This window comes from Providencia sp. PROV269 (assembly GCF_028477785.1).
Taxonomy (GTDB): domain Bacteria; phylum Pseudomonadota; class Gammaproteobacteria; order Enterobacterales; family Enterobacteriaceae; genus Providencia; species Providencia rettgeri.
On sequence record NZ_JAMPLV010000013.1, the window covers coordinates 132001 to 153170 of the forward strand.

Here is a 21170-nt window from a genome sequence, read left to right on the forward strand (position 1 = left end):
TCAGCCTAAGTTATATTTGTGTTAAATCAATATATTTGCTTTTTTAATGTGTATTGTATGATGCTGTCACGCAGCATTTACTAACAATATAATAAATCAGGGTAATTAAACTATGTGGAAAAAGCTTCATCAACTAGCCATCCCAGTCAACCTTTATCGGTTATGTGGGCGTCTAATACCGTGGTTTATTATATTGAGTGTAATTTGTTTAGCGGTGGGATGGATTTGGGGATTTGGTTTTGCGCCAACCGATAAAGTTCAAAGCCAAAGCTATCGTATTATGTATATTCATGTTCCTGCCGCAATGTGGTCGATGGGAATTTATGCCACGATGGCCATTACTGCTTTTGTTGGGCTAGTCTGGCAAATGAAAGTCTCGGAATTGGCGATAGCGGCGATGGCACCAATAGGGGCGGTATTTACCTTTATTGCATTAGTTACAGGTGCGACATGGGGTAAACCAATGTGGGGTGCATGGTGGGTATGGGATGCACGTTTAACCTCTGAATTAATTCTGTTTTTTCTGTATGTGGGGATTATTGCTTTATGGCATGCGTTTGATGACCGTCGCACCGCAGGAAAGGCCGCTGCAATTTTAGTATTAATTGGTGTGATTAACTTACCTATCATTCATTATTCAGTTGAATGGTGGCAAACCTTGCACCAACCTTCGACTCGCATGCAAGAAAGCATCAACCCTGCTATGCGTACACCACTTCGTTTAGCTATCCTTGGTTACCTATTTCTTTTTATCTCATTAACGTTAATCCGTTTACGTAGCCAATTATTGATGTTAGAACGTAACCGTCCATGGGTATTAGATATTGTGAATAAAAAAGGACGTCAATCATGACTAGCGCATTTGCATCTTGGAGTGAATTTTGGGCGATGGGCGGCTATGGTTTTTATGTATGGCTGGCGGTTGCGCTGACATTAATACCTATTTTGTTACTCTGTTTGCATACGTATATACAAAGAAAAATGATAATAAATGCAATTATTCAACAGCAAGCTCGTGAAGTCAGGCAAAAAGCAGCAAGAGCGCGTAGGGAGGGAGTGTGAATATTCGTCGTCGTAACCGACTTTGGCTGATCTGTTCCATATTGGTTGGTGTGGGGCTAACCCTCGCATTAATTCTCTATGCATTACGCTCAAGCATTGACTTGTTTTATACCCCCGGTGAAATCATTTATGGTAAGCGAGAAACTCAGCAAATCCCTGAAGTTGGGCAACGCTTACGTGTCGGTGGCATGGTCATGCCAGGTAGTGTAGTACGTGATTCTGACCCTGTCTCTAACGCTGTCAATATCACTTTCACTGTTTATGATGCCGAAGGTGAGGTTAACGTAAGTTATCATGGAATTTTGCCCGACTTATTCAAAGAAGGGCAAGGTGTCGTTGTTCAAGGGGAATTACAAGAGAATAATCATATTTTAGCGAAAGAAGTGCTTGCGAAACATGATGAAAACTATACGCCACCAGAGGTTGAAAAAGCGATGCAAGAAAACCATCGCAGGCCAGCTGCTGCCTATAAGGACAATGCATCATGATCCCTGAAATTGGTAGCGTTTTACTATGCTTGGCATTAGGTCTTGCCGTTTTGCTGTCTTTCTACCCGCTATGGGGAGTGGCGCGCAATGATGCACGCTTAATGGCTTCATCACGTCCATTAGCATGGTTACTTTTTCTTTGTGTAACAGGGGCATTCCTAGTATTAGTGAATGCCTTTGTTGTTAATGATTTCTCAGTCACTTATGTTGCCAATAACTCTAATACGCAATTACCTATTTGGTATCGTGTTGCGGCAACATGGGGAGCTCACGAAGGCTCATTATTACTTTGGGTATTATTAATGAGTGGCTGGACATTTGCGGTGGCAATTTGCAGTTATCGCATGCCTCTCGACATTGTTGCTCGTGTTTTAGCTGTTATGGGGATGGTTAGCGTTGGTTTTTTGCTGTTTATCATCTTCACTTCAAATCCGTTTTCGCGCACGCTACCCGCCTTTCCGATTGAAGGGCGTGACCTCAATCCATTACTGCAAGATCCAGGGCTGATTTTCCACCCACCATTGTTATACATGGGATATGTCGGTTTTTCAGTGGCATTCGCCTTTGCGATTGCTGCATTGTTAAGTGGCCGGTTAGATAGCTCTTTCACGCGTTTTGCTCGCCCTTGGACGATGGCAGCATGGTTCTTTTTAACGCTAGGGATCATGTTAGGTTCCGCATGGGCTTATTATGAATTAGGTTGGGGGGGCTGGTGGTTCTGGGACCCGGTGGAAAATGCTTCCTTTATGCCATGGTTAGTGGGAACAGCATTGATCCACTCACTCTCCGTGACTGAGCAGCGAGCCACTTTTAAAGCATGGTCACTATTATTGTCGATTTTTGCTTTCTCATTGTGTTTGCTCGGGACTTTCTTAGTCCGCTCGGGGGTACTGGTTTCCGTACACGCCTTCGCCTCAGACCCATCTCGAGGGTTATTCATCTTAGCCTTCATGGTGTTAGTGATTGGCGGCTCTTTATTAGTGTTTGCACTGCGTGGGCACAAAGTACGCTCAAGAGTTAACAATGCGCTATGGTCCCGTGAATCCATGTTATTGGGCAATAACGTTATCCTAACAGCCGCGATGTTAGTCGTGTTACTCGGTACTTTGCTACCGTTGGTTCATAAACAAATTGGTCTAGGTACGATTTCCATTGGTGAACCGTTCTTTAATACCATGTTTATCGCGTTGATGGTGCCATTTGCCTTGTTACTGGGAATTGGGCCACTCGTACGTTGGGGGCGTGACCGCCCTGCGGCGATTAAAAAGTTATTAATCATTGCAACTGTTTTAACCGTTATTCTCTCATTTGCTCTGCCATTATTGATGGAAGATAGGGTAGAAGCCCTAACGGTTGTCGGCTTAATGATGGCGTGCTGGATTGCTATTCTTGCCTTCGCAGAAATGCGAGTCCGCATCAGTAAGAAAATCAAGCTCACACCAAGTTACTGGGGAATGGTACTGGCGCACTTAGGTTTGGCGGTAACTATCGTCGGTATTGCCTTTAGCCAAAATTACAGTATTGAGCGTGACGTGAAAATGAAGCCGGGTGATAGCATTTCAATTCGTGCTTATACCTTTGTATTTAATGGAGTACGAGAAGCTGATGGCCCTAACTACCAAGGTGTCATTGGCAGTATTTCAGTGAAGGAAAAAGACAAAGTCATCGGTGTTTTAATGCCAGAAAAACGTTTTTATAGTGTTAGTCGAGCTGTTATGACTGAAGCGGCGATAGATGGTGGTTTTACTCGCGATTTATATGCTGCATTGGGTGAGGAAATTGCTAAAGATACATGGACTATGCGCTTGTATTATAAACCGTTTGTTCGTTGGATCTGGTCTGGTGGCGTATTAATGGCTATTGGTGCGTTATTCTGCTTGTTTGACCCACGTTATCGTCGCCGTAAATTACAAGGGGAAACAGCATGAACCGCAAAGTCTTCTTAATTCCTTTTATTATTTTTGCAGGAATTGCCGCGGTTCTGTTATGGCAATTGATGCGTAATGCAGAAGGGGATGACCCTCGTTTATTAGAATCTGCTTTAATTGGTAAGCCAGTGCCTGTTTTTCGTCTTGAGTCATTAGAAAACCCGGGGCAGCACTACGAATCTGATGTATTAACACAAGGGCAACCTATCTTATTGAATGTTTGGGCAACATGGTGCCCAACATGCCGAGCAGAACATCAATATTTGAATAAGTTGTCTGCACAGGGTGTTCGTGTGGTTGGGTTGAACTATAAAGATAAACGGGATAAAGCCATTGTGTGGTTGCGTGAGTTGGGCAACCCTTATGCCTTAAGCTTATTTGATGGTGAAGGGATGTTAGGCCTTGACCTAGGGGTATATGGGGCACCTGAAACGTTCTTAATTGATGGTAATGGTGTGATCCGTTATCGTCACGCAGGGGCAATGGACGAGCGCGTTTGGGAAAAAGAGTTTAAACCCCTTTGGGAGCGCTATAATCAGGAGGCGAACCAATGAGGTATTTACTGGGTTTATTGATGTTAACGTTAAGTGCAACGGTGACATATGCATCGACAGAAGTCTTTACTTTCGATAATGAACAACAAGAGCAGCAATTCCGTAAATTAACCGAGGAACTGCGCTGTCCTAAATGCCAAAACAACAGCATTGCAGATTCTAACTCAATGATTGCACTGGACTTGCGCCAAAAAGTGTATGAGTTAATGAAAGAAGGCAAGAACCGTGATGAAATTGTTGATTACATGGTTGCCCGTTATGGTTACTTCGTCACTTATAACCCACCGCTGACACCGCTAACGGTTATGCTGTGGGGATTACCGTTTGTTGCGATAGCGGTAGGCGGTTGGATCATTTTTGCCCGTTCTAAAAAACGCGTTAGATTAAAACAGGTTGAGCAGGGTGATGAAGAATCATTACCTGAGGCCTCTCGCACTAGCAATTGGGTTTATTTACCCGGTTTTATCATTGCATTAGGTGTTGCGGGTGGTGCTTATTATCAGGTAGGTAGCTACGAGAAAGTGGCGGATTGGAATAATGCCTACCAACAAGCTCCGGCCTTGCTAGATAGAGCGCTAGACCCGTCAGAGCCGCCACTTAATAATGCGGAAATGGAACACCTCGCCTTAGGTCTACGTACTCGCCTTCAAGAAGACCCGCAAAATGTAGAAGCGTGGGAAATGCTAGGCCGTATTGGTATGGTGTTGGGGAATGCGACCATGGCAACCGATGCCTATGGCCGTGCTTATCGCCTAGCACCTAAAAATGAAAATGTAGTGATGGGCTATGCGGAAGTTTTGACGCGCTCTTCTGACCCAGAAGATAACCGTCAAGGTGCGGAACTACTTAAAAAGCTGATTGCAGAAGACCGTACCAATGTGAAAGCGTTGAGCATTTTTGCATTCAATGCGTTTGAGCAAGAACGCTACGCTGAAGCCATTTCTGCTTGGCAAATGATGTTAAAACTACTGCCAGAGAATGACCAACGTCGCCCTATCATCGAGCGCAGTGTTGAACAAGCACTGATGATGGTACACGAAAAGAAAGGGTTGCCAGCGAAAGCGGAATAGTTAACGGCAGTCAATTACTATGACCAAAAGGGAGCAACCGCTCCCTTTTGTTTATCTGGTGAATAATCCATTTACTCAAATTGTGATCCTTCTCTCAACCTATCATTATTTTACCCATAATAGATTATAGCGATTAATCAGGGTTATTTTATCTTATTTAATTAATGAAGATATAAATATAACTTATTAATTTAACTTTGTTTTATTTTAAAGTTTTTATATTTATGAAATATATAATAAATAATCCGAATTATTATATTTACTTATGTACTTCCCTCTTAGTCTAAATTCCATAAAGTAAACTAATCAATTCTTATATTATTTTGATAATAATAGAAGATTTACCTTTAGTTATTCTTTTTTGGTTTTTTTTGTTTTTACTTTTATGCTTTTTGCTTTTTTTTGCTTTGCAGGGAGAACCTATGAGTACAATCACATTAATGTAACAAGGTATAAATTAGAGTAAATGCCATGAGGTAAAATGGCATGAAAGCAGAACGACATAAGAAAATAATTAATATTTTAAAAAATACTGGATCAGCCAAAGTTTCTGTTTTATCGAAAGAACTTAATGTCACTAAAGAAACCATTAGAGCAGATTTAAACTCTTTAGCAAAAAAAGGAATTATTAGCCGTTGCCATGGTGGCGCATACATCGAATTTGAAACACTAGATAAAGTTGCTAAAAAAGAAATAATTCAATTTCTTGAGTGCAATGAAAGTTTTAATGAAAGAACAGATAAGGATGATGCCGTGTTAGGTAAAGTATGTGTATTAGGTTCATTTAACGTAGATATGATTAGTTACTTACCTCGGTTACCAGAGGCAGGCGAATCATTATTATCAAATAAATTTATTTTTTCTCCTGGTGGTAAAGGGTGTAACCAAGCATTAGCAGCGAGTTATTCAGATTCGCCTGTCCACTTTATTACGAAGATAGGAACAGATCAATTTAGTGAATATGCAATAAACTTCATATCGTCATCTAAAATTAAAACTTCGACCATATACCAAACTGAAAAATATCAAACGGGTACAGCATCTATATTTGTATCTGAAAATAGTGGAGAAAATATTATTTCAATATATCCAGGTTCTAATATGGATATTACTGCTGACGAAGTGAAGATTCAAAAAGATAAAATTGTAAACTCAAATATTATTCTTCTTCAGTTAGAAACGAATATTGAAGCGTTAAAGGAAATTATTGAGATTGGTAATGAATATAAAATTCCAATTATTTTAAATCCTGCGCCGTATAACGACATCGTTAATGAATTAATTGAAAAGATTGATATTTTAACCCCTAACGAAACTGAAGCAAGTCTGCTTTCTAATATTAATGTTATTGATTTAGAAAGTGCTAAAAAAGCGGCTGAAGTTATCTATCACAAAGGTGTAAAAAAAGTAGTTATTACACTCGGAAGCAAAGGCTCTATTGCATTTGATGGTAATAAGTTCATTTATTCCCCGGCTTACACTGCTGTTGTTAAGAATACGGCGGGTGCCGGCGATGCATTCAATGGGGCTCTTGCTGCATCTTTGGCGAAAGGTAAACAGTTTTCTTACGCCTTGCGCTATGCATCGGCGTTTTCATCCCTTGCTGTTGAAACAAGTAATGCTTCAGAAATGCCTGAAGATATAAATGTTATGCATCGTATTAATCAAACAACCTATTCTCAGGTTGTGACTCAATCCCCTGAATAAATTAATATTCTGAAAAGAGGAAAAAAATGAAAATTCTATTTATTGGTGAATCATGGCATATCCATATGATCCACACTAAAGGTTATGACAGCTTTACTTCAAGTAAATATGAAGAAGGTGCAACTTTCTTATTAGAATGTTTAAGAAATAAAGGCGTTGAAATTGATTATATGCCTGCACATACCGTGCAAATGGCATTCCCTAAAACCGTAGAGGAATTAGAAAAGTACGATGTTGTCGTTATTAGCGATATCGGTGCCAATACTTTCTTATTACAAAATGACACTTTCTATAATATGAAAGTATTACCTAACGCACTTGGATTAATTAAACAATATGTTAGCCAAGGTGGTGGTTTATTAATGATCGGTGGTTACTTGTCATTTATGGGAATTGAAGCCAAAGCTAATTATAAAAATACATTATTAGCCGATGTATTACCGGTTGAAATGTTAGATGGTGACGACCGCGTTGAAACCCCTGAGGGAGTTTTTGCAACACCCGCTAATACAGGCCATGAATCAATTAAAAACTTTGGTAATTGGCCAATGTTTTTAGGTTATAACAAAGTTGCTGCTAAAGAAAATACACAAGTTGTTTTAAATATTGGTGAAGACCCATTATTGGTATTCGGTGAATATGACAAAGGAAAAACAGGCTGTTTTATGAGTGACTGCTCGCCACACTGGGGAAGTCGTGAGTTTATGGCTTGGGAGCATTATTCAGATATGTGGGTAAATATTCTTAAGCAAATCGCTCGTTAATTAATTCTTTAAAAGTAAAAAATCAAAATAAAGAAAATGGGTGCTGAGTTAATTCAGCACCTTGTAAGCCGATTACAAAAAATAATGACTCATAGTCAAAAATCCAAAAGGAATATTTTATGAGTGTTAAAAGTTATTCTACCCCTTTTTTAATGATAGCGACGGTATTAGCCGGTATGTTATCGCCAATGCAATCCGCAGTGAATGGGCAGCTGGGTGATGTATTAAAAGATGGAAATGCGAGCGCCGTTATTTCATTTGCCAGTGGTTTGGTGGTGATGTTTTTTATCATTATTGCGAAGAAACAAACCAGACAACAATTTGCAGCAATTCCTAGCTTAATTAAAAATAAAAAAATTCCATTGTGGAATTGGTTTGCAGGCCTGTGCGGTGCGATGGTGGTGTTTTCTGAAGGCGCATCCGCGAGTGCATTAGGTATCGCAACTTTCCAAACTGCATTGATTTCTGCACTATTATTATCAGGCTTGCTGTGTGACCGTTTTGGTATTGGTATCGATGAGAAAAAACCATTCACTACCTTTCGTGTATTAGGTGCCATTTTTGCGGTTGTCGCGACGTTGTTTGTGGTTTCACCACAGTGGCATTCAAGTTCTGCCATTTATTTAGCTATTTTGCCTTTTTTAGCTGGTTTGTTAGCAGGGTGGCAACCCGCAGGTAACTCAAAAGTTGCAGAAGCAACAGGTTCAATGATGGTTTCTATTACGTGGAACTTTATTGTTGGTTTTACCGTACTGACGATAGCTCTCGTGATCCGTATGGCATTAGGTCATCTCACTTTAGATTTACCGGGTGTTTGGTGGATGTACCTAGGTGGCCCGTTAGGTTTAATGTCCATTGCATTAATGGCAATCTTAGTCCGCGGCTTAGGTTTGTTGATGCTCGGTGTTGCTTCAACGGCAGGGCAGTTATTGGGTTCGGTACTGATTGACTTATTGCTACCGTCTTTGGGCAATACCGTGTACTTAGTGACTATTATTGGAACAGTATTTGCTTTAGTCGGCGCAATTATTACGACCATTCCTGAGTTTAGAGAAGCCAAAGCGACAAAAGCCGCAGGAGTATAAAATGAAAGGTTATATCCAAACGGTGACAGGGCCCGTTAAAAAAGAAGATATGGGACTGACATTACCACATGAACATCTGTTTAATGATTTATCAACGGTTGTCGATGAGCCATTTTATGACTTCTCACATGTGTTGGTTGATAAAAAAGTCAGTGCCGATATTCAATGGGGACTGAAGCACGACCCATATTGCTGCTGTGACAATATGGATAAAAAGCCAATCGAAGATGTGATTTATGAAGTCAATAATTTTAAGGAACTTGGTGGTAAAACATTGGTAGATGCTACAGGTTCCAAAGCGATTGGCCGTGATGTACATCAATTGCGCGAAGTTGCCATTAAAACGGGTATTAATGTGGTTGCTTCTTCTGGCCTGTATATTGAAAAGTTTGAAGGTGACCGGTTAGTCAATGATATCGATGCTATGGCTAAAATGATTGATGATGAGCTCAATGTAGGCATTGATGGAACGGATATTTGTGCAGGAATGATTGGTGAAATCGGGGTATCTCCTTTTTTTACTGATGGTGAAAAGAATAGCCTAAGAGCGGCATCAGTAGCGCAACTGGCTAATGACCATGTTTCAATGAATATTCATATGCCTGGTTGGCAACGTCGAGGAGATGAGGTTCTCGATATTTTAATCAAAGAAATGGGTGTTAATCCCGCTAAAATTTCATTGGCACACTCAGACCCGTCAGGTAAAGATTTTGACTATCAACGCCGTATGCTTGATAGAGGTGTTTGGCTTGAGTTTGACATGATTGGTCTAGATATTTCATTTCCAAAAGAAGGTGTTGCACCAACAGTAACAGAAACTGCGGATGCGGTTTGTAAACTGATTGAGATGGGGTATGGGGCACAAATCGTGTTGAGTCATGATGTTTTTCTCAAACAAATGTGGGCAAAAAATGGGGGTAATGGCTGGGGATTTGTACCCAATGTTTTTCTCTCGTTATTGGCCAAAAAAGGGGTGGATAAATCGATGATTAACCGCCTTTGTATTGATAACCCTGCAAACTTATTAGCATAGAATACCCTTTGTTATTTTTAGAATTCTTTGGATGGAAAATTAGTAGCAATCACTTGTGGTTGCTACTTTTTTATGGCGCCTTTAAAACAGTTTGCTGACTTAGAGAAATGTACCTAATACTATAAATCAGTCAATTGATTGATTTTTCAATGGGTTTGTATTGATGATAGATAATCAATTTTATCAATAAAGTTCATCTTAAATTAACATTTTCGGTAAATATCAATAACAATGGGTATCTAAATAAGATACAATTCTGCGCTATAAATTCGTACTCAGATGACGGAAAAACGTTGCACCTACGCACTTCAATCAGACAATTTGCTGCCTATCTTGCACTATTGGCTGTGGTTATGCTGTTTATCGCTCCATTGTTCTCTAAATCGATGAGGCTGATGGAACACTGCGTGAGCACTAACCCTAATAGTACAATTGAGCATTCATCAATGGCAGGCCATTCGATGCATTCGCATCAAGGTATGCTGATGCCTGAAAATTGTGACGTTTCTGCACCAATGAATCACATGTTAATGACGGGGATTGGGCAATCTCCGATGGAAGACATTGCATGTGGTTACTGCCAATTATTGATCCACTTCCCATTTCTTATCTTATTTATTGCCGTAGTTATTCGGCAATTAGCGACACTGGCACTATTTATTCCTTTTGAACGTAGTGTTCACATTTGGTTATTTAGACCATGGTCATTACACCTTGCTCGAGCCCCGCCTATTTCCTGATGTCTTAGCATTGTAAATATTACAAATCAATTTATTGCTATTTTGCCTTCACTGGGCAAAACGCGTTCGCTCGCCTTGAATTTCTTTGCTTATTAAGCAATTTATCTGTGGGAGCTGAAATGTGTTTGCAGCCTAAAAGATGAAGGTAGCATCTTCCTTTTCTAAGAAACAGGTGAAAAATGAATACACACGTTTTTAAAGTGGCTCCTATTGCGACACTGGTAATTAGTGCGATTTTTACGGCATCAACATTAGCGAAAAATGAAGTTAATCAAAGCCCTATTTCTGAAAACTCAGTAATGATTGTGACGGCGCCTGTTGATTCGCCATTAACAATCACCACGTCGCCAAAGACACCAAGGCAGCCAGTCCCTGCAAGTGATGGTTCTGATTACCTCAAAACCATTCCTGGTTTTTCACAAATACGTAATGGTGGAACTAACGGTGATCCGGTTTTTCGTGGCATGTTCGGCTCTCGTTTGCGTATTTTAACCAATGATAGTGAAATGTTAGGTGCGTGTCCTTCTCGTATGGATGCGCCGACTTCTTATATTTCACCTGAAAACTTTGATGTACTGAATATGATTAAAGGCCCGCAAACTGTTTTATGGGGGCCAGGAAATTCTGCTGGAACAATCCGTTTTGAGCGCGAAAAGCCGCTATTTACTGAAGCGGGTATTAAAGGCAACGCAAGTGCCTTAACAGCATCTAATGAGCGTTGGGATGGCAATGCAGATATCAGTTTAGGTAATGAAACGGGGTATATTCGTGTCATTGGTAATAAATCACGTTCAAATGATTATAAAGATGGCAATGGTGATAAGGTTCCTTCGAAGTGGGATAAGTGGAATGCAGATATTGCTGTTGGCTGGACGCCTGATGAATACACATTATTAGAACTGACCGCCGGTAAAGGTGATGGGGAAGCTCGCTATGCGGGGAGAGGAATGGATGGGTCTCAATTTAAACGCGAAAGCTTAGGCTTGCGCTTTGAAAAGAGTAATATCGGCGAGGTGTTTGATAAAATTGAGGCTAATATTTACTACAATTATGCCGACCATATTATGGATAACTACTCGCTTCGCTCTCCATCAGGCGGTGGAATGAGCGGTGGCCATATGGGGCATGGAGGCCACGGTATGATGAATATGCCAATGAAAATGCGTGTTGATCGCGAAACCATGGGTGGCCGTACCATGGGAACATGGTTGTGGAAAGATTATGAACTGCGTGCAGGGGCTGACATGCAGACCAATAAACACCGTAAAAACAATAATAATAGCTGGAAAAAAGATGCACAATTCCAAGACTATGGTGTTTTTAGTGAATTAACTTGGCATGCGACTGAACAAGGCAAAGTGGTCAGTGGAGCTCGTTTAGATCGCGTGATAGTTGAAAATAATACAGAAGTAGGTTCTTCAGGGCGTAATACGGTGATGCCAGCGGGCTTTGCGCGTTATGAGCATTCATTATCTGGCACGCCTATTATGCTATATGCAGGTGTCGGCTATACCGAACGCTTTCCGGATTATTGGGAGCTGTTCTCGCCTAAACTTGGCCCAGATGGTAGCAATAATGTGTTTGATAAGCTAAAAACAGAAAAAACGACTCAGTTAGATATTGGTGCTAAATATAGTCATGAAGATACCAATGCCTGGGTTTCTGCTTATGTGGGGCATGTTGATGACTTTATTCTTTTCCGCTATAGCGCAACAAACCCAAGAATGAGTCAGGTTGAAAATGTGAATGCGTTAATCATGGGGGGCGAGCTCGGTGTAGCACAAAAACTCAGTGATGAATGGAAAGCAGATGCAAGCTTGGCTTATTCGTGGGGAGAAAATCGCACAGATGGAAAGGCATTACCGCAGATGCCACCGTTGGAAAGCCGTTTTGGCTTATCATGGGAAAAAGGCGATTGGACCACGACAGGTTTAGTACGCGTTGTTAGCCGCCAAAATCGCGTTGCTATAAACGATGGCAATGTGGTGGGTAAAGACTTTAGTAAAAGTGCAGGTTTTACGATTTTTTCATTAAATACAGCATATACAATTAATGAAAACATGAAGTTAAGCGCAGGCGTTGATAACCTGTTCGACAAAACCTACAGTGAGCACCTTAACTTAGCTGGAAATAGCGGTTTTGGTTATTCATCCAATGTGCCAGTAAATGAACCAGGAAGAAATTTCTGGGCAAAAATTAATGTGACATTTTAATTATTAGGTAAACAACCCGTACAGTTTCCGTATGGGTTGTTTGCTATTTATTAAATAATAACAGGAATATAGTAATTTAGCTCTTGAATAAAATTTCGTGAGTCATTCACAAACGCTTCATAAGAGGGCTTCGATTTCAGGACATATTGTTCTACATCTGGTCCTTCGCCACGGACGATGTCCATTTCAGCAAGTACCTTCCCATAAGCAGTATAAATAATATCATTGTAATCTATACCATGAAGGCTACTGGTTATCTTGATTTCTAAATAATTACCTGCAGGTAATTGTAAATGGGTTGTCTGGGGAAGTGCAATCTCTACATCTTGTTCATCTAGAGCCGTGGTATATAGGAAATGGCCTTCTGTATTCGCACTTTGGTCTACACCATGAATTGCATATAAATGCTGAGTGACATAAGGGTTTTTATCGAAAAAAGCTTTCCAATAGTATCGGCGTAGCTCATCCGTTTTTAGGTTCCACTCATTAATATCTTTAGTGTAACGATGTTTAGTGCCGAGTAAATTAATGGCTGGTAATTGAGTCAATTTAACTCGAACATTTAACTCTTTACTTTCTCGTAGAGGTAAACAGAACCCTTCAATCTTCCAACCTTCGCGTTTTCGATATTCAGAAGGCGTGAGATTAAATTGCTTTTTAAACGCGCGGCAAAAAGTTTGTTGTGAGTCAAAACGGTACCTCAGAGAAATATCCATTATGCTGTCATTTGTTAGTCGTAATGCGACAGCAGAACAAGAAAGGCGTCTTGCTCGGATATAGGAACCAAGCGCGAGCCCTGTTTGGTTCTTAAACAGGCGCTGAAAGTGCCATTTGGTGTATCCTGATTTATCGGCAACAGTATCTAGGGATAGGCGAGATTCTAAATTTTGTTCTATCCAGAGAATGATTTCCCTGATAACACTTTCTTGTAGCATGATTTTCCTTTCAGGTCTCTTTTACTTACCAAAAAAATAATAAGCCATAAAATACATCAAGGTTATGACAGGTAAGTATTCATAGGTGCTCGTAATATGATACCACGCCAACTGACAATTTTATTAAAAAGATGTGAAGTTAAGTAAGTTTTGGGAAGTAAAAAAGTAGGAATATTACCTAAATACACCTATTTAGAGTTTGTGTAATTTATCTAATTTTTACATATTGCAGTATGGACTGAAAGTAATGAACATGGCATAAATAGGGTGAAGTAATTTTATTTTTATCGAAAACAGCCTGTTGAAGTAATCTATTTTTGAGGCTCAATATAAGAGGTGTGTAATGTAAATCATTAATCTGAAAAGGTCATTTAGTATTATAAGCATAATATGAAATATTTTGCTTTATCGTCTAAATTTAATGTTGTAATTCCGACTAATAAATAAAAAAAAACGTCTTTTTTTATGATGTGAAAAAATTCAATTTATTATAATTATCTTCTGGAAACTTATTGATACGCATGAATACAAATTGTCACTAATTTCTTAAGGTTATAACATTAAATCAAGCAAGATAGTTTTATCTAACTGAAGAGCTAAGCTAGAATTTTAGTTAACTTGAAAATACAACTTTTAGTCGTCGACTGATAATAATTTAAATTTAACTATTGATAGTGAGATTAAATAATGTGACCAGCTTCACGAGTTAAATGTAATGATGAAAATCATCTAGCCTTTTTATATCAGTAAGTTAGCTAATGTTTTGGTTTTTTAAATCATAAATGAATGGTCTTTAAATGACTTATTTAATTAGGGTTTTATTATTTTAAGTCAATTTATAAATTTATGGTTGGTGATAATTTACGCGCCGGTTAATTATATTAATTTTAATATTTAGTAGAGGTTATTATGGGGAAAGAAAGTATTGCTAAAATGCTAGGGATAAAAATCCGAAAACAACGAGAAAACCATAAAATATCGATAGAAAGAATGGCGAGTTTAATCGGTGTAACAGAAGAAGAAATGAATCGATTTGAGACAGGAGAGAGTTGTATTGATGTTGATTCATTATTCCAATTTGCATACCTCTTCAATGTTGACCCGGCTTCTTTTTTATATGGGATTGTCAATGTAAATAGTGGAACGTGTAGGTTAATACACTGATTATAAGTAATTTGATTATGTTACATTAAATTTTAGAGTATTATTATATAACCCACTAATATAATAATGTGTTCTGTTTCTATCAGAATAATCTTTATATTTTATGGTAATTAAATATATCCATAGATATTTAACTGTTTTATTACTTTATCTGTTAGCTCATTAGCGCGGCTCCATTGATTAATCTTAGCTAATTTTGTATTACTACTGAGCCTTAAAACAAATTGGTCAAGTTGCTTTACAATGAAATTATCTTGATTAACCTCTTGATATTTTTCATTAAAAGAAAGTTTTTTCTCTACCTCATAGCGGTTATTGCACTGCTTCAATGATAGTTTGTCTGAGATCTTTCCTGTATTAAAAAAGATTTCAAATGAAACCAATAAACCGTTTTCTTGGCGTAAATTAATTATTAAGACGTCGCCATCGGCTCTTTGATTGAAGGGATGCGAGAACTGAATAGAAGGAAGTGAAAGGACAAAATCAGGCATTAGTGATAACAATAATTCTATGCTCTTTGTGATGGTGTTTCGTAATATATTGAATGGTAGTTGGTTTTCTGGCTCTACTATTCGGTGTGTTGTGATACGTAATAACCCTGTTTCGCTACCATGTTTAGGCATTAAAGATGCTTTTATTTGATTGAACTGGTTATCAGAGCTCAAAGGTTGGTTGTAGTCAATAAATACGTCATGGCGCATGGCTTGCTTTAATACTTCATTCAGTTCGCTTTCACTAAAGTTAGGGATATCATTCAATAGAACATCTTTTCCAGCAGTTACCGCTGTCTGAATAGCAAACTTTAGTAATTCATCACTACAAGTGGATGTCACTATGATGCAATCAACGTCATCATTGTTGATTAGCGCTTCTATTTTTTTCTTTTGGCACATGAAGTCAGTCATAGGAGGAAGAGATGGGGACAAATGGCAAATTGACTTTAGCTCACTATGATGGGTGCAGCATTTTATCGCATTTATATAAAGTTGGTTATAAGGTGCAGTGCCGATTAAACCAATACCAGAACGATTAATTGACGTGACAGAATGCTGTTCTTCAAGTAAACGCAGGTGGCCGAGTAAATAAAGAAAGTGTGTATTTAACATGCTTAGCCCTTATTCTTGGTTTATCAAACACGCGATATAATTCCAACATAACAGGGTGAAATAATAATTTCATTTTATTGTTATTTTAGAACTTGTATTTTCTGATGGGATTCACAAATTAAAGAAAAAGATGAAACTTAATTAGTATTCAATAATGACGTTTATGTTAATCAGGGAAAAGGTAGGAAGGGGCTCTGAATTAATGGAGGTGTTTAATTACAGAGCCGCATAACTAGACTAAGCTGCTGCCTTGACGATAGGCTAATGCAACGGTTAGTGATTGTGCTAAACATAAGGTGGCTGACTGCGAACGAAATGCATCTACTTGGGCTTCTTTGATAACAAAACAAACATCACTGAAACTTGCCAATGGGCTGATTTGACTATCAGTAATCACGATTTGCTGTGCACCCGCTTGAGCCGCTTTCTCACTTACCATGACAGTTTCTGAGGCGTAAGGTGTGAAACTGATTGAAATTACAACGTCGTTTTCACTGATCCGACTGATCTGCTCTTTGAACATTCCGCCAAGCCCATCAATAAGGACAGGACGGCATTCCAAATGGCTAAGTGCGTAACTTAAATATGTTGCAACGCTGAATGAACGACGCAAACCGATAATGTAGATATTCTGTGCATTCGCTAAAAGTGATACGGCTTTTTCAATATCTTCAGCAGGGGTTCTGGCTGCCATTTGTTGTAACGCTTGGGCGTTAGAATGAGCGAACTCCTTCAAAATTTGTGAGGGGTCATCACTCAGTTCTTGGGAACCATCCATTTCACGAAACATACGGGCTCTATCTGTGTAGCTGGCCGTTTCTTCCACAAGGTTCATACGAAACAATTGTTTCATTTCATTAAACCCACTGAAATTAAAAGCATTTGCAAAGCGGATCAGCGTCGAAGGCGGAACCTTAGCTTCCTTTGCAATGACGGCAACGGTATCAAATGCCACACTATTCGTATTATCTAATACATAGCGTGCCACTTGCTGTAACCGTTTACTTAGTTCGTCATATCGTGAGCGAACTTGCTCTTGAAACTCATTTAAATTTGATGCACTTGACATATAACCTCCAGAATTTGGCTCTAATTGTAGTTGTTTTACAGCGTTAGTCGAATCTTTTTGAAACACTTAGTTCATATTTAAAAATTTTCTTTTTTTAGGATCGTGAAATAATTTGAATTTGGGATAATAAATTGAACAGCTTACATCAATTTGCTCTCTTATTTTCTTGATTGAAACAAGGCCATGTTTAGCTCAATACAACGGCAAAATAGCCAATAAATAGGTGATGGACATAAGTTTAGGATTGGTATTTTTTTAGTCGCGATTAAAATTTCACAAAAACTTTGTCTAGATCACATAAATTGAATGTTATTTCAAATTTAGTTGTAAATGAAACAAATATTTCATATACATTGAGTAACAAGGTAACTCTGTCAGCTAAAGAGAGGCAACATGGAACAGATTCATAATTTCATTGGTGGTGAAATAGTATCCAGCAAAAGTGGGCGTTTTGCGCCTGTATTCAACCCGGCAACGGGGGAGCAAATTGCTCAAGTTGTACTCAGCAGTGCCGATGAAACAAAAAAAGCCATTGAGATTGCGAATAAAGCATTCCCTAAATGGTCAAAACTATCTCCCCTAAAACGTTCTCGGGTTTTATTCAAATTTAAAGCTTTACTTGAAGAGAATATGGATGAGCTGGCGCGTTTAATTTCAAGAGAACACGGTAAAGTTTTTTCTGATGCGGTAGGTGAATTAACCCGAGGTTTGGAAGTCGTTGAATTTGCATGCGGTATTCCTCACTTACAAAAAGGTGAGCACTCAGCCAATGTTGCTACAGGTGTTGATAGCCACTCATTAATGCAGCCTTTGGGTGTTTGTGCGGGGATCACGCCATTTAATTTTCCAGCAATGGTACCGATGTGGATGTTCCCAGTAGCTATTGCAACAGGTAATACCTTTGTTTTAAAACCATCAGAAAAAGATCCTTCATTAGCATTAGCATTAGCTAGATTATTAAAAGAAGCTGGCTTACCTGATGGCGTATTTAATGTTGTTCAAGGGGACAAAGAATCCGTTGATGTGCTCTTAACTGCACCAGAAGTTCAAGCCGTTAGTTTTGTTGGCTCAACGCCTATTGCTGAATATATTTACACGACGGCATCCGCTCATGGTAAGCGTTGCCAAGCACTCGGTGGAGCGAAAAACCATTGTATCTTAATGCCTGATGCAGACATGGGGCAGGCAGCTAATGCTATTATGGGCGCTGCGTTTGGTGCTGCAGGTGAACGTTGCATGGCATTATCCGTCGTCTTAGCTGTCGGTGATGAAACGGCAGATGCGCTCATTGCTAACCTGAAAGGCCAAATTGCCAAAATGTCCGTGGGTCCTGGTATTACTGACGGTAAAGAAAATGACATGGGACCTGTGATTTCCACGCAACATAAAGCCAAAATCTGTGACTATATTACCAGTGGCGAAAAACAAGGTGCGACGTTATTGGTCGATGGCCGTGACTTTAAAGTGAAAGGCTTCGAAAATGGTTATTTTGTAGGGCCAACATTATTTGATAATGTCACGCCTGAAATGGACATTTATCAAGAAGAAATTTTTGGGCCTGTATTAGCCGTAGTGCGAGTTCCAGACTTTGAAACGGGTTTGAAACTGATTAACCAACATGAATATGGTAATGGAACGGCTATTTTCACCCGTGATGGTGAAACAGCGCGCGAATTCCAAGAAAATGTTCAAGCGGGAATGGTCGGAATTAACATACCTATTCCAGTACCGATGGCATTCCACAGTTTTGGTGGTTGGAAACGGTCTATTTTTGGTCCATTAAATGTACATGGAAATGACGGTGTTCGTTTCTATACTCGCATGAAAACAGTCACTAGCCGTTGGCCTGCCAGTGTTCGCTTAGAGCACCATGAAAGTAGTTTCACAATGCCAACCATGGAATAAACGGAGACCCGTATGAATAAGCAGAAAATGACGACCGCTCAGGCATTGGTTAAATTTTTAAACCAACAATACGTTGATGTTGATGGTGAGCAATATCCGTTTATTCAGGGAGTATTTACGATTTTTGGCCATGGTAATGTTGTGGGGTTAGGTCAGGCGCTTGAAGAAGCGCCTGGTCATCTACGCGTTTATCAAGGATGTAATGAGCAAGGTATGGCGCACATTGCGACGGGTTTTGCTAAACAAAAAAAACGTAAACAAATTTTTGCTGTGACATCTTCAGTTGGCCCCGGTGCCGCAAATATGATTACCGCAGCAGCAACGGCAACTGCCAATCGTATTCCATTATTATTGTTGCCAGGGGATACCTTTGCGACTCGTCAGCCCGACCCAGTATTGCAGCAAGTCGAACAATACGATGATGGGACTATCAGTACTAATGATTGTTTTCGCCCGGTTTCACGTTATTGGGATAGGGTTTCACGGCCTGAACAACTGATGGCGGCGATGGTTAATGCCATGCGAGTGTTAACTGACCCTGCGGATACTGGCGCGGTAACCATTTGCCTACCTCAAGATGTTCAAGGTGAGGCGTGGGATTACCCCGATTATTTTTTCCAAAAACGCATCCATCGTATTGAACGTAGACCACCGACAACGGTGAGTATCGAAGAAGCCGTAAATTTAATTCGTGGCAAGAAAAAACCATTGCTCATCTGTGGTGGTGGGGTACGTTATTCCGAAGCTCACGACGCATTTTTGCAATTTGCGGAAGATTACCGTATTCCATTTGGCGAAACTCAAGCAGGTAAAAGTGCCATCGTTGCTAGTCATCCCTTGAATATGGGCGGAATTGGTACAACAGGTGGGTTAGCGGCAAATTTGTTGGCTAAAGAAACTGACTTAGTGATTGGTGTGGGGACTCGCTTTACGGATTTTACCACCGCCTCTAAGTCGTTATTTAGTCATCCGAATGTGATGTTCTTAAATATCAATGTTGCGGAGTTTGATGCAAGTAAGTTAGATGCATTGAAAGTGGTCGCAGATGCCAAAGAAGCGTTACAAGCACTGAGTGTAAAATTGAAAGATTCTCACTATGAAGCTCAGTGGGGGGATGAAATTCAGCAGGCTAAACAACAGTGGAAAAATGAGCTGGAGCGCTTGTTTAGTATACAGTATCGGCCATTAGATTTTGTCCCTGAAATTGCAGGCCATCTTGATGACAAGCTTGAAGAGTACCGTAAAACGCTTGGTACAGAATTGGCGCAAACACGGGTGCTAGGCTTGATGCAGCAATACATGGAAGACGATGCCATTATTGTCGGGGCTGCAGGTTCATTACCGGGTGATTTACAACGTATTTGGCTACCAAAACAACGGGATACATACCACCTTGAATATGGCTATTCATGCATGGGGTACGAAATTGCCGCTGCTGTTGGGGCTAAAATTGCTGCGCCAAAACAACCTGTTTATGCGATGGTCGGAGATGGTTCTTATTTAATGCTACACAGTGAGCTGCAAACTGCGATTCAGGAGAATATTAAGATCACCATCTTATTGTTTGATAACGCGGGATTCGGCTGTATTAATAATCTGCAGATGAGCCAAGGCATGGGAAGTTTTGGTACAGAGAACCGGCATCGAAACCCACAGACGGGGTTGATGGATGGGCCGTTAGTGAAGGTCGATTTTGCTAAAAACGCAGAAAGCTATGGCTGTAAAAGTTATCGGGTACATGATGAGGAACAATTGATTGCTGCACTGAAAGACGCGAAGTCCCATTCGGGCTGTGTATTGATTGATATTAAAGTACTTCCGAAAACAATGACCGATGGTTATGAAGCTTGGTGGCGCACAGGAACGGCTCAAGTTTCTAAAAAGCCTCAAATAGTTGCTTCCGCTGAAAAAATTAAAGAGATGGTTGAACATAAAGTTCGTCTTTATTAATCAACATATTGCGCTAGTGCCTTATAGTGTCAAAATAACTCGACGGTGTTTTACCGTCGAGGAATGTTTTTCGTTTTCTTAATGAGTCAGATGTGTAACTAAGTAGGGTAGTTACTGGAAACTTAGCAGGGATTGCTTTGGTTTTTATTTGCATAGTGATTATCACTTGCCGTTCTATATTCGTCATACTTCAAGTTAAATGGGCTAGCGTTACGCTCATCGCCAACACAATTCGAATCATTTTGGATTATATACCCAGCTTTGGCTGGGTTTTTTAATGGTTTTTATAGTTTAAAAATTTATTTATTGAAATATATGTTTTATTGCGAGGCAGGAAAAGAACAAAAAAAGAAGTTATGGAAATTTAATATGCCAACAAACACAGACTTTATTGTTA

Annotated in this window: 18 protein-coding genes; 15 read left to right on the top strand and 3 right to left on the bottom strand. The window is 39.6% G+C overall.

The window, feature by feature from the left end:
• Nucleotides 1-112: 112 nt before the first annotated feature.
• The 12 genes from PR683_RS15495 (at nucleotide 113) to PR683_RS15550 (ending at nucleotide 12644) form a co-directional block, all read left to right on the top strand.
• Nucleotides 113-853: a heme ABC transporter permease gene (locus PR683_RS15495; protein WP_004913347.1), complete on the top strand. Its 741-nt coding sequence runs from the start codon at nucleotides 113-115 to the stop codon at nucleotides 851-853.
• Nucleotides 850-1062, top strand: a complete 213-nt coding sequence (gene ccmD / locus PR683_RS15500) for a heme exporter protein CcmD (protein ID WP_004262214.1) — start codon at nucleotides 850-852, stop codon at nucleotides 1060-1062. Before PR683_RS15495 ends, ccmD begins: the two co-directional genes overlap by 4 nt.
• The gene (gene ccmE / locus PR683_RS15505; protein WP_004913345.1) at nucleotides 1059-1550 is read left to right on the top strand and encodes a cytochrome c maturation protein CcmE; all 492 of its coding nucleotides are present in this window, start codon (nucleotides 1059-1061) and stop codon (nucleotides 1548-1550) included. The genes ccmD and ccmE overlap by 4 nt, the downstream gene beginning before the upstream one ends.
• Nucleotides 1547-3478, top strand: coding sequence for a heme lyase CcmF/NrfE family subunit (locus tag PR683_RS15510; protein ID WP_004913344.1), 1932 nt, complete (start codon nucleotides 1547-1549; stop codon nucleotides 3476-3478). Before ccmE ends, PR683_RS15510 begins: the two co-directional genes overlap by 4 nt.
• Nucleotides 3475-4032, top strand: coding sequence for a thiol:disulfide interchange protein DsbE (gene dsbE, locus PR683_RS15515; RefSeq protein WP_004262204.1), 558 nt, complete (start codon nucleotides 3475-3477; stop codon nucleotides 4030-4032). Before PR683_RS15510 ends, dsbE begins: the two co-directional genes overlap by 4 nt.
• The gene (locus tag PR683_RS15520) at nucleotides 4029-5102 is read left to right on the top strand and encodes a cytochrome c-type biogenesis protein CcmH (protein WP_109912714.1); all 1074 of its coding nucleotides are present in this window, start codon (nucleotides 4029-4031) and stop codon (nucleotides 5100-5102) included. The genes dsbE and PR683_RS15520 overlap by 4 nt, the downstream gene beginning before the upstream one ends.
• 486 nt (nucleotides 5103-5588) lie before the next feature.
• Nucleotides 5589-6809 carry a PfkB family carbohydrate kinase gene (locus tag PR683_RS15525; protein WP_109912713.1) on the top strand — a complete coding sequence of 407 codons (1221 nt, stop codon included), beginning with the start codon at nucleotides 5589-5591 and terminating at the stop codon, nucleotides 6807-6809.
• Between the two features lie 26 nt (nucleotides 6810-6835).
• Nucleotides 6836-7573 carry a glutamine amidotransferase gene (locus PR683_RS15530; RefSeq protein WP_109912712.1) on the top strand — a complete coding sequence of 246 codons (738 nt, stop codon included), beginning with the start codon at nucleotides 6836-6838 and terminating at the stop codon, nucleotides 7571-7573.
• A 119-nt stretch (nucleotides 7574-7692) separates the two neighbouring features.
• Complete coding sequence (locus PR683_RS15535; RefSeq protein WP_004913337.1) at nucleotides 7693-8658, top strand: DMT family transporter; 966 nt, start codon at nucleotides 7693-7695, stop codon at nucleotides 8656-8658.
• Between the two features lies 1 nt (nucleotide 8659).
• Nucleotides 8660-9691, top strand: a complete 1032-nt coding sequence (locus tag PR683_RS15540) for a phosphotriesterase family protein (protein WP_004913332.1) — start codon at nucleotides 8660-8662, stop codon at nucleotides 9689-9691.
• Nucleotides 9692-10098: 407 nt separating this feature from the next.
• The gene (locus PR683_RS15545; protein ID WP_371021336.1) at nucleotides 10099-10431 is read left to right on the top strand and encodes a DUF2946 domain-containing protein; all 333 of its coding nucleotides are present in this window, start codon (nucleotides 10099-10101) and stop codon (nucleotides 10429-10431) included.
• Between the two features lie 179 nt (nucleotides 10432-10610).
• A complete protein-coding gene (locus tag PR683_RS15550) occupies nucleotides 10611-12644 on the top strand; it encodes a TonB-dependent copper receptor (RefSeq protein WP_004913326.1) in 2034 nt (677 codons plus the stop codon).
• Between the two features lie 50 nt (nucleotides 12645-12694).
• On the opposite strand, the gene PR683_RS15555 is transcribed toward PR683_RS15550, so the two are convergent.
• Nucleotides 12695-13579 (bottom strand): helix-turn-helix domain-containing protein, encoded by an 885-nt coding sequence (locus tag PR683_RS15555; RefSeq protein ID WP_110732114.1) that lies wholly within the window; start codon nucleotides 13577-13579, stop codon nucleotides 12695-12697.
• 909 nt (nucleotides 13580-14488) lie between these two features.
• Between PR683_RS15555 and PR683_RS15560 the strand changes: the two genes are divergently transcribed.
• Nucleotides 14489-14743, top strand: coding sequence for a helix-turn-helix domain-containing protein (locus tag PR683_RS15560; protein WP_004913320.1), 255 nt, complete (start codon nucleotides 14489-14491; stop codon nucleotides 14741-14743).
• 110 nt (nucleotides 14744-14853) lie between these two features.
• Here the strand turns inward: PR683_RS15560 and PR683_RS15565 are convergent, their stop codons facing one another.
• Nucleotides 14854-15849, bottom strand: coding sequence for a hypothetical protein (locus PR683_RS15565; RefSeq protein WP_226537880.1), 996 nt, complete (start codon nucleotides 15847-15849; stop codon nucleotides 14854-14856).
• A gap of 232 nt (nucleotides 15850-16081) precedes the next feature.
• A complete protein-coding gene (locus PR683_RS15570) occupies nucleotides 16082-16918 on the bottom strand; it encodes a MurR/RpiR family transcriptional regulator (RefSeq protein ID WP_004913314.1) in 837 nt (278 codons plus the stop codon).
• 393 nt (nucleotides 16919-17311) lie between these two features.
• Here PR683_RS15570 and PR683_RS15575 point away from each other — a divergent pair, with 393 nt between their 5' ends.
• Nucleotides 17312-18823 carry a CoA-acylating methylmalonate-semialdehyde dehydrogenase gene (locus PR683_RS15575; RefSeq protein WP_004913311.1) on the top strand — a complete coding sequence of 504 codons (1512 nt, stop codon included), beginning with the start codon at nucleotides 17312-17314 and terminating at the stop codon, nucleotides 18821-18823.
• 12 nt (nucleotides 18824-18835) lie between these two features.
• On the top strand, nucleotides 18836-20773 hold the full coding sequence (gene iolD / locus PR683_RS15580) for a 3D-(3,5/4)-trihydroxycyclohexane-1,2-dione acylhydrolase (decyclizing) (protein ID WP_272571685.1): 1938 nt from the start codon (nucleotides 18836-18838) through the stop codon (nucleotides 20771-20773).
• Nucleotides 20774-21170: the final 397 nt, after the last annotated feature.

What these genes read in the sequence shown, in the direction of transcription:
- PR683_RS15495 (WP_004913347.1), top strand. Translation starts at nt 113, where the DNA reads ATGTGGAAAAAGCTTCATCAACTAGCCATCCCAGTCAACCTTTATCGG.
- ccmD (WP_004262214.1), top strand. Translation starts at nt 850, where the DNA reads ATGACTAGCGCATTTGCATCTTGGAGTGAATTTTGGGCGATGGGCGGC.
- PR683_RS15510 (WP_004913344.1), top strand. Translation starts at nt 1,547, where the DNA reads ATGATCCCTGAAATTGGTAGCGTTTTACTATGCTTGGCATTAGGTCTT.
- dsbE (WP_004262204.1), top strand. Translation starts at nt 3,475, where the DNA reads ATGAACCGCAAAGTCTTCTTAATTCCTTTTATTATTTTTGCAGGAATT.
- PR683_RS15520 (WP_109912714.1), top strand. Translation starts at nt 4,029, where the DNA reads ATGAGGTATTTACTGGGTTTATTGATGTTAACGTTAAGTGCAACGGTG.
- PR683_RS15525 (WP_109912713.1), top strand. Translation starts at nt 5,589, where the DNA reads ATGAAAGCAGAACGACATAAGAAAATAATTAATATTTTAAAAAATACT.
- PR683_RS15530 (WP_109912712.1), top strand. Translation starts at nt 6,836, where the DNA reads ATGAAAATTCTATTTATTGGTGAATCATGGCATATCCATATGATCCAC.
- PR683_RS15535 (WP_004913337.1), top strand. Translation starts at nt 7,693, where the DNA reads ATGAGTGTTAAAAGTTATTCTACCCCTTTTTTAATGATAGCGACGGTA.
- PR683_RS15540 (WP_004913332.1), top strand. Translation starts at nt 8,660, where the DNA reads ATGAAAGGTTATATCCAAACGGTGACAGGGCCCGTTAAAAAAGAAGAT.
- PR683_RS15550 (WP_004913326.1), top strand. Translation starts at nt 10,611, where the DNA reads ATGAATACACACGTTTTTAAAGTGGCTCCTATTGCGACACTGGTAATT.
- PR683_RS15555 (WP_110732114.1), bottom strand. Translation starts at nt 13,579, where the DNA reads ATGCTACAAGAAAGTGTTATCAGGGAAATCATTCTCTGGATAGAACAA.
- PR683_RS15560 (WP_004913320.1), top strand. Translation starts at nt 14,489, where the DNA reads ATGGGGAAAGAAAGTATTGCTAAAATGCTAGGGATAAAAATCCGAAAA.
- PR683_RS15565 (WP_226537880.1), bottom strand. Translation starts at nt 15,849, where the DNA reads ATGTTAAATACACACTTTCTTTATTTACTCGGCCACCTGCGTTTACTT.
- PR683_RS15570 (WP_004913314.1), bottom strand. Translation starts at nt 16,918, where the DNA reads ATGTCAAGTGCATCAAATTTAAATGAGTTTCAAGAGCAAGTTCGCTCA.
- PR683_RS15575 (WP_004913311.1), top strand. Translation starts at nt 17,312, where the DNA reads ATGGAACAGATTCATAATTTCATTGGTGGTGAAATAGTATCCAGCAAA.
- iolD (WP_272571685.1), top strand. Translation starts at nt 18,836, where the DNA reads ATGAATAAGCAGAAAATGACGACCGCTCAGGCATTGGTTAAATTTTTA.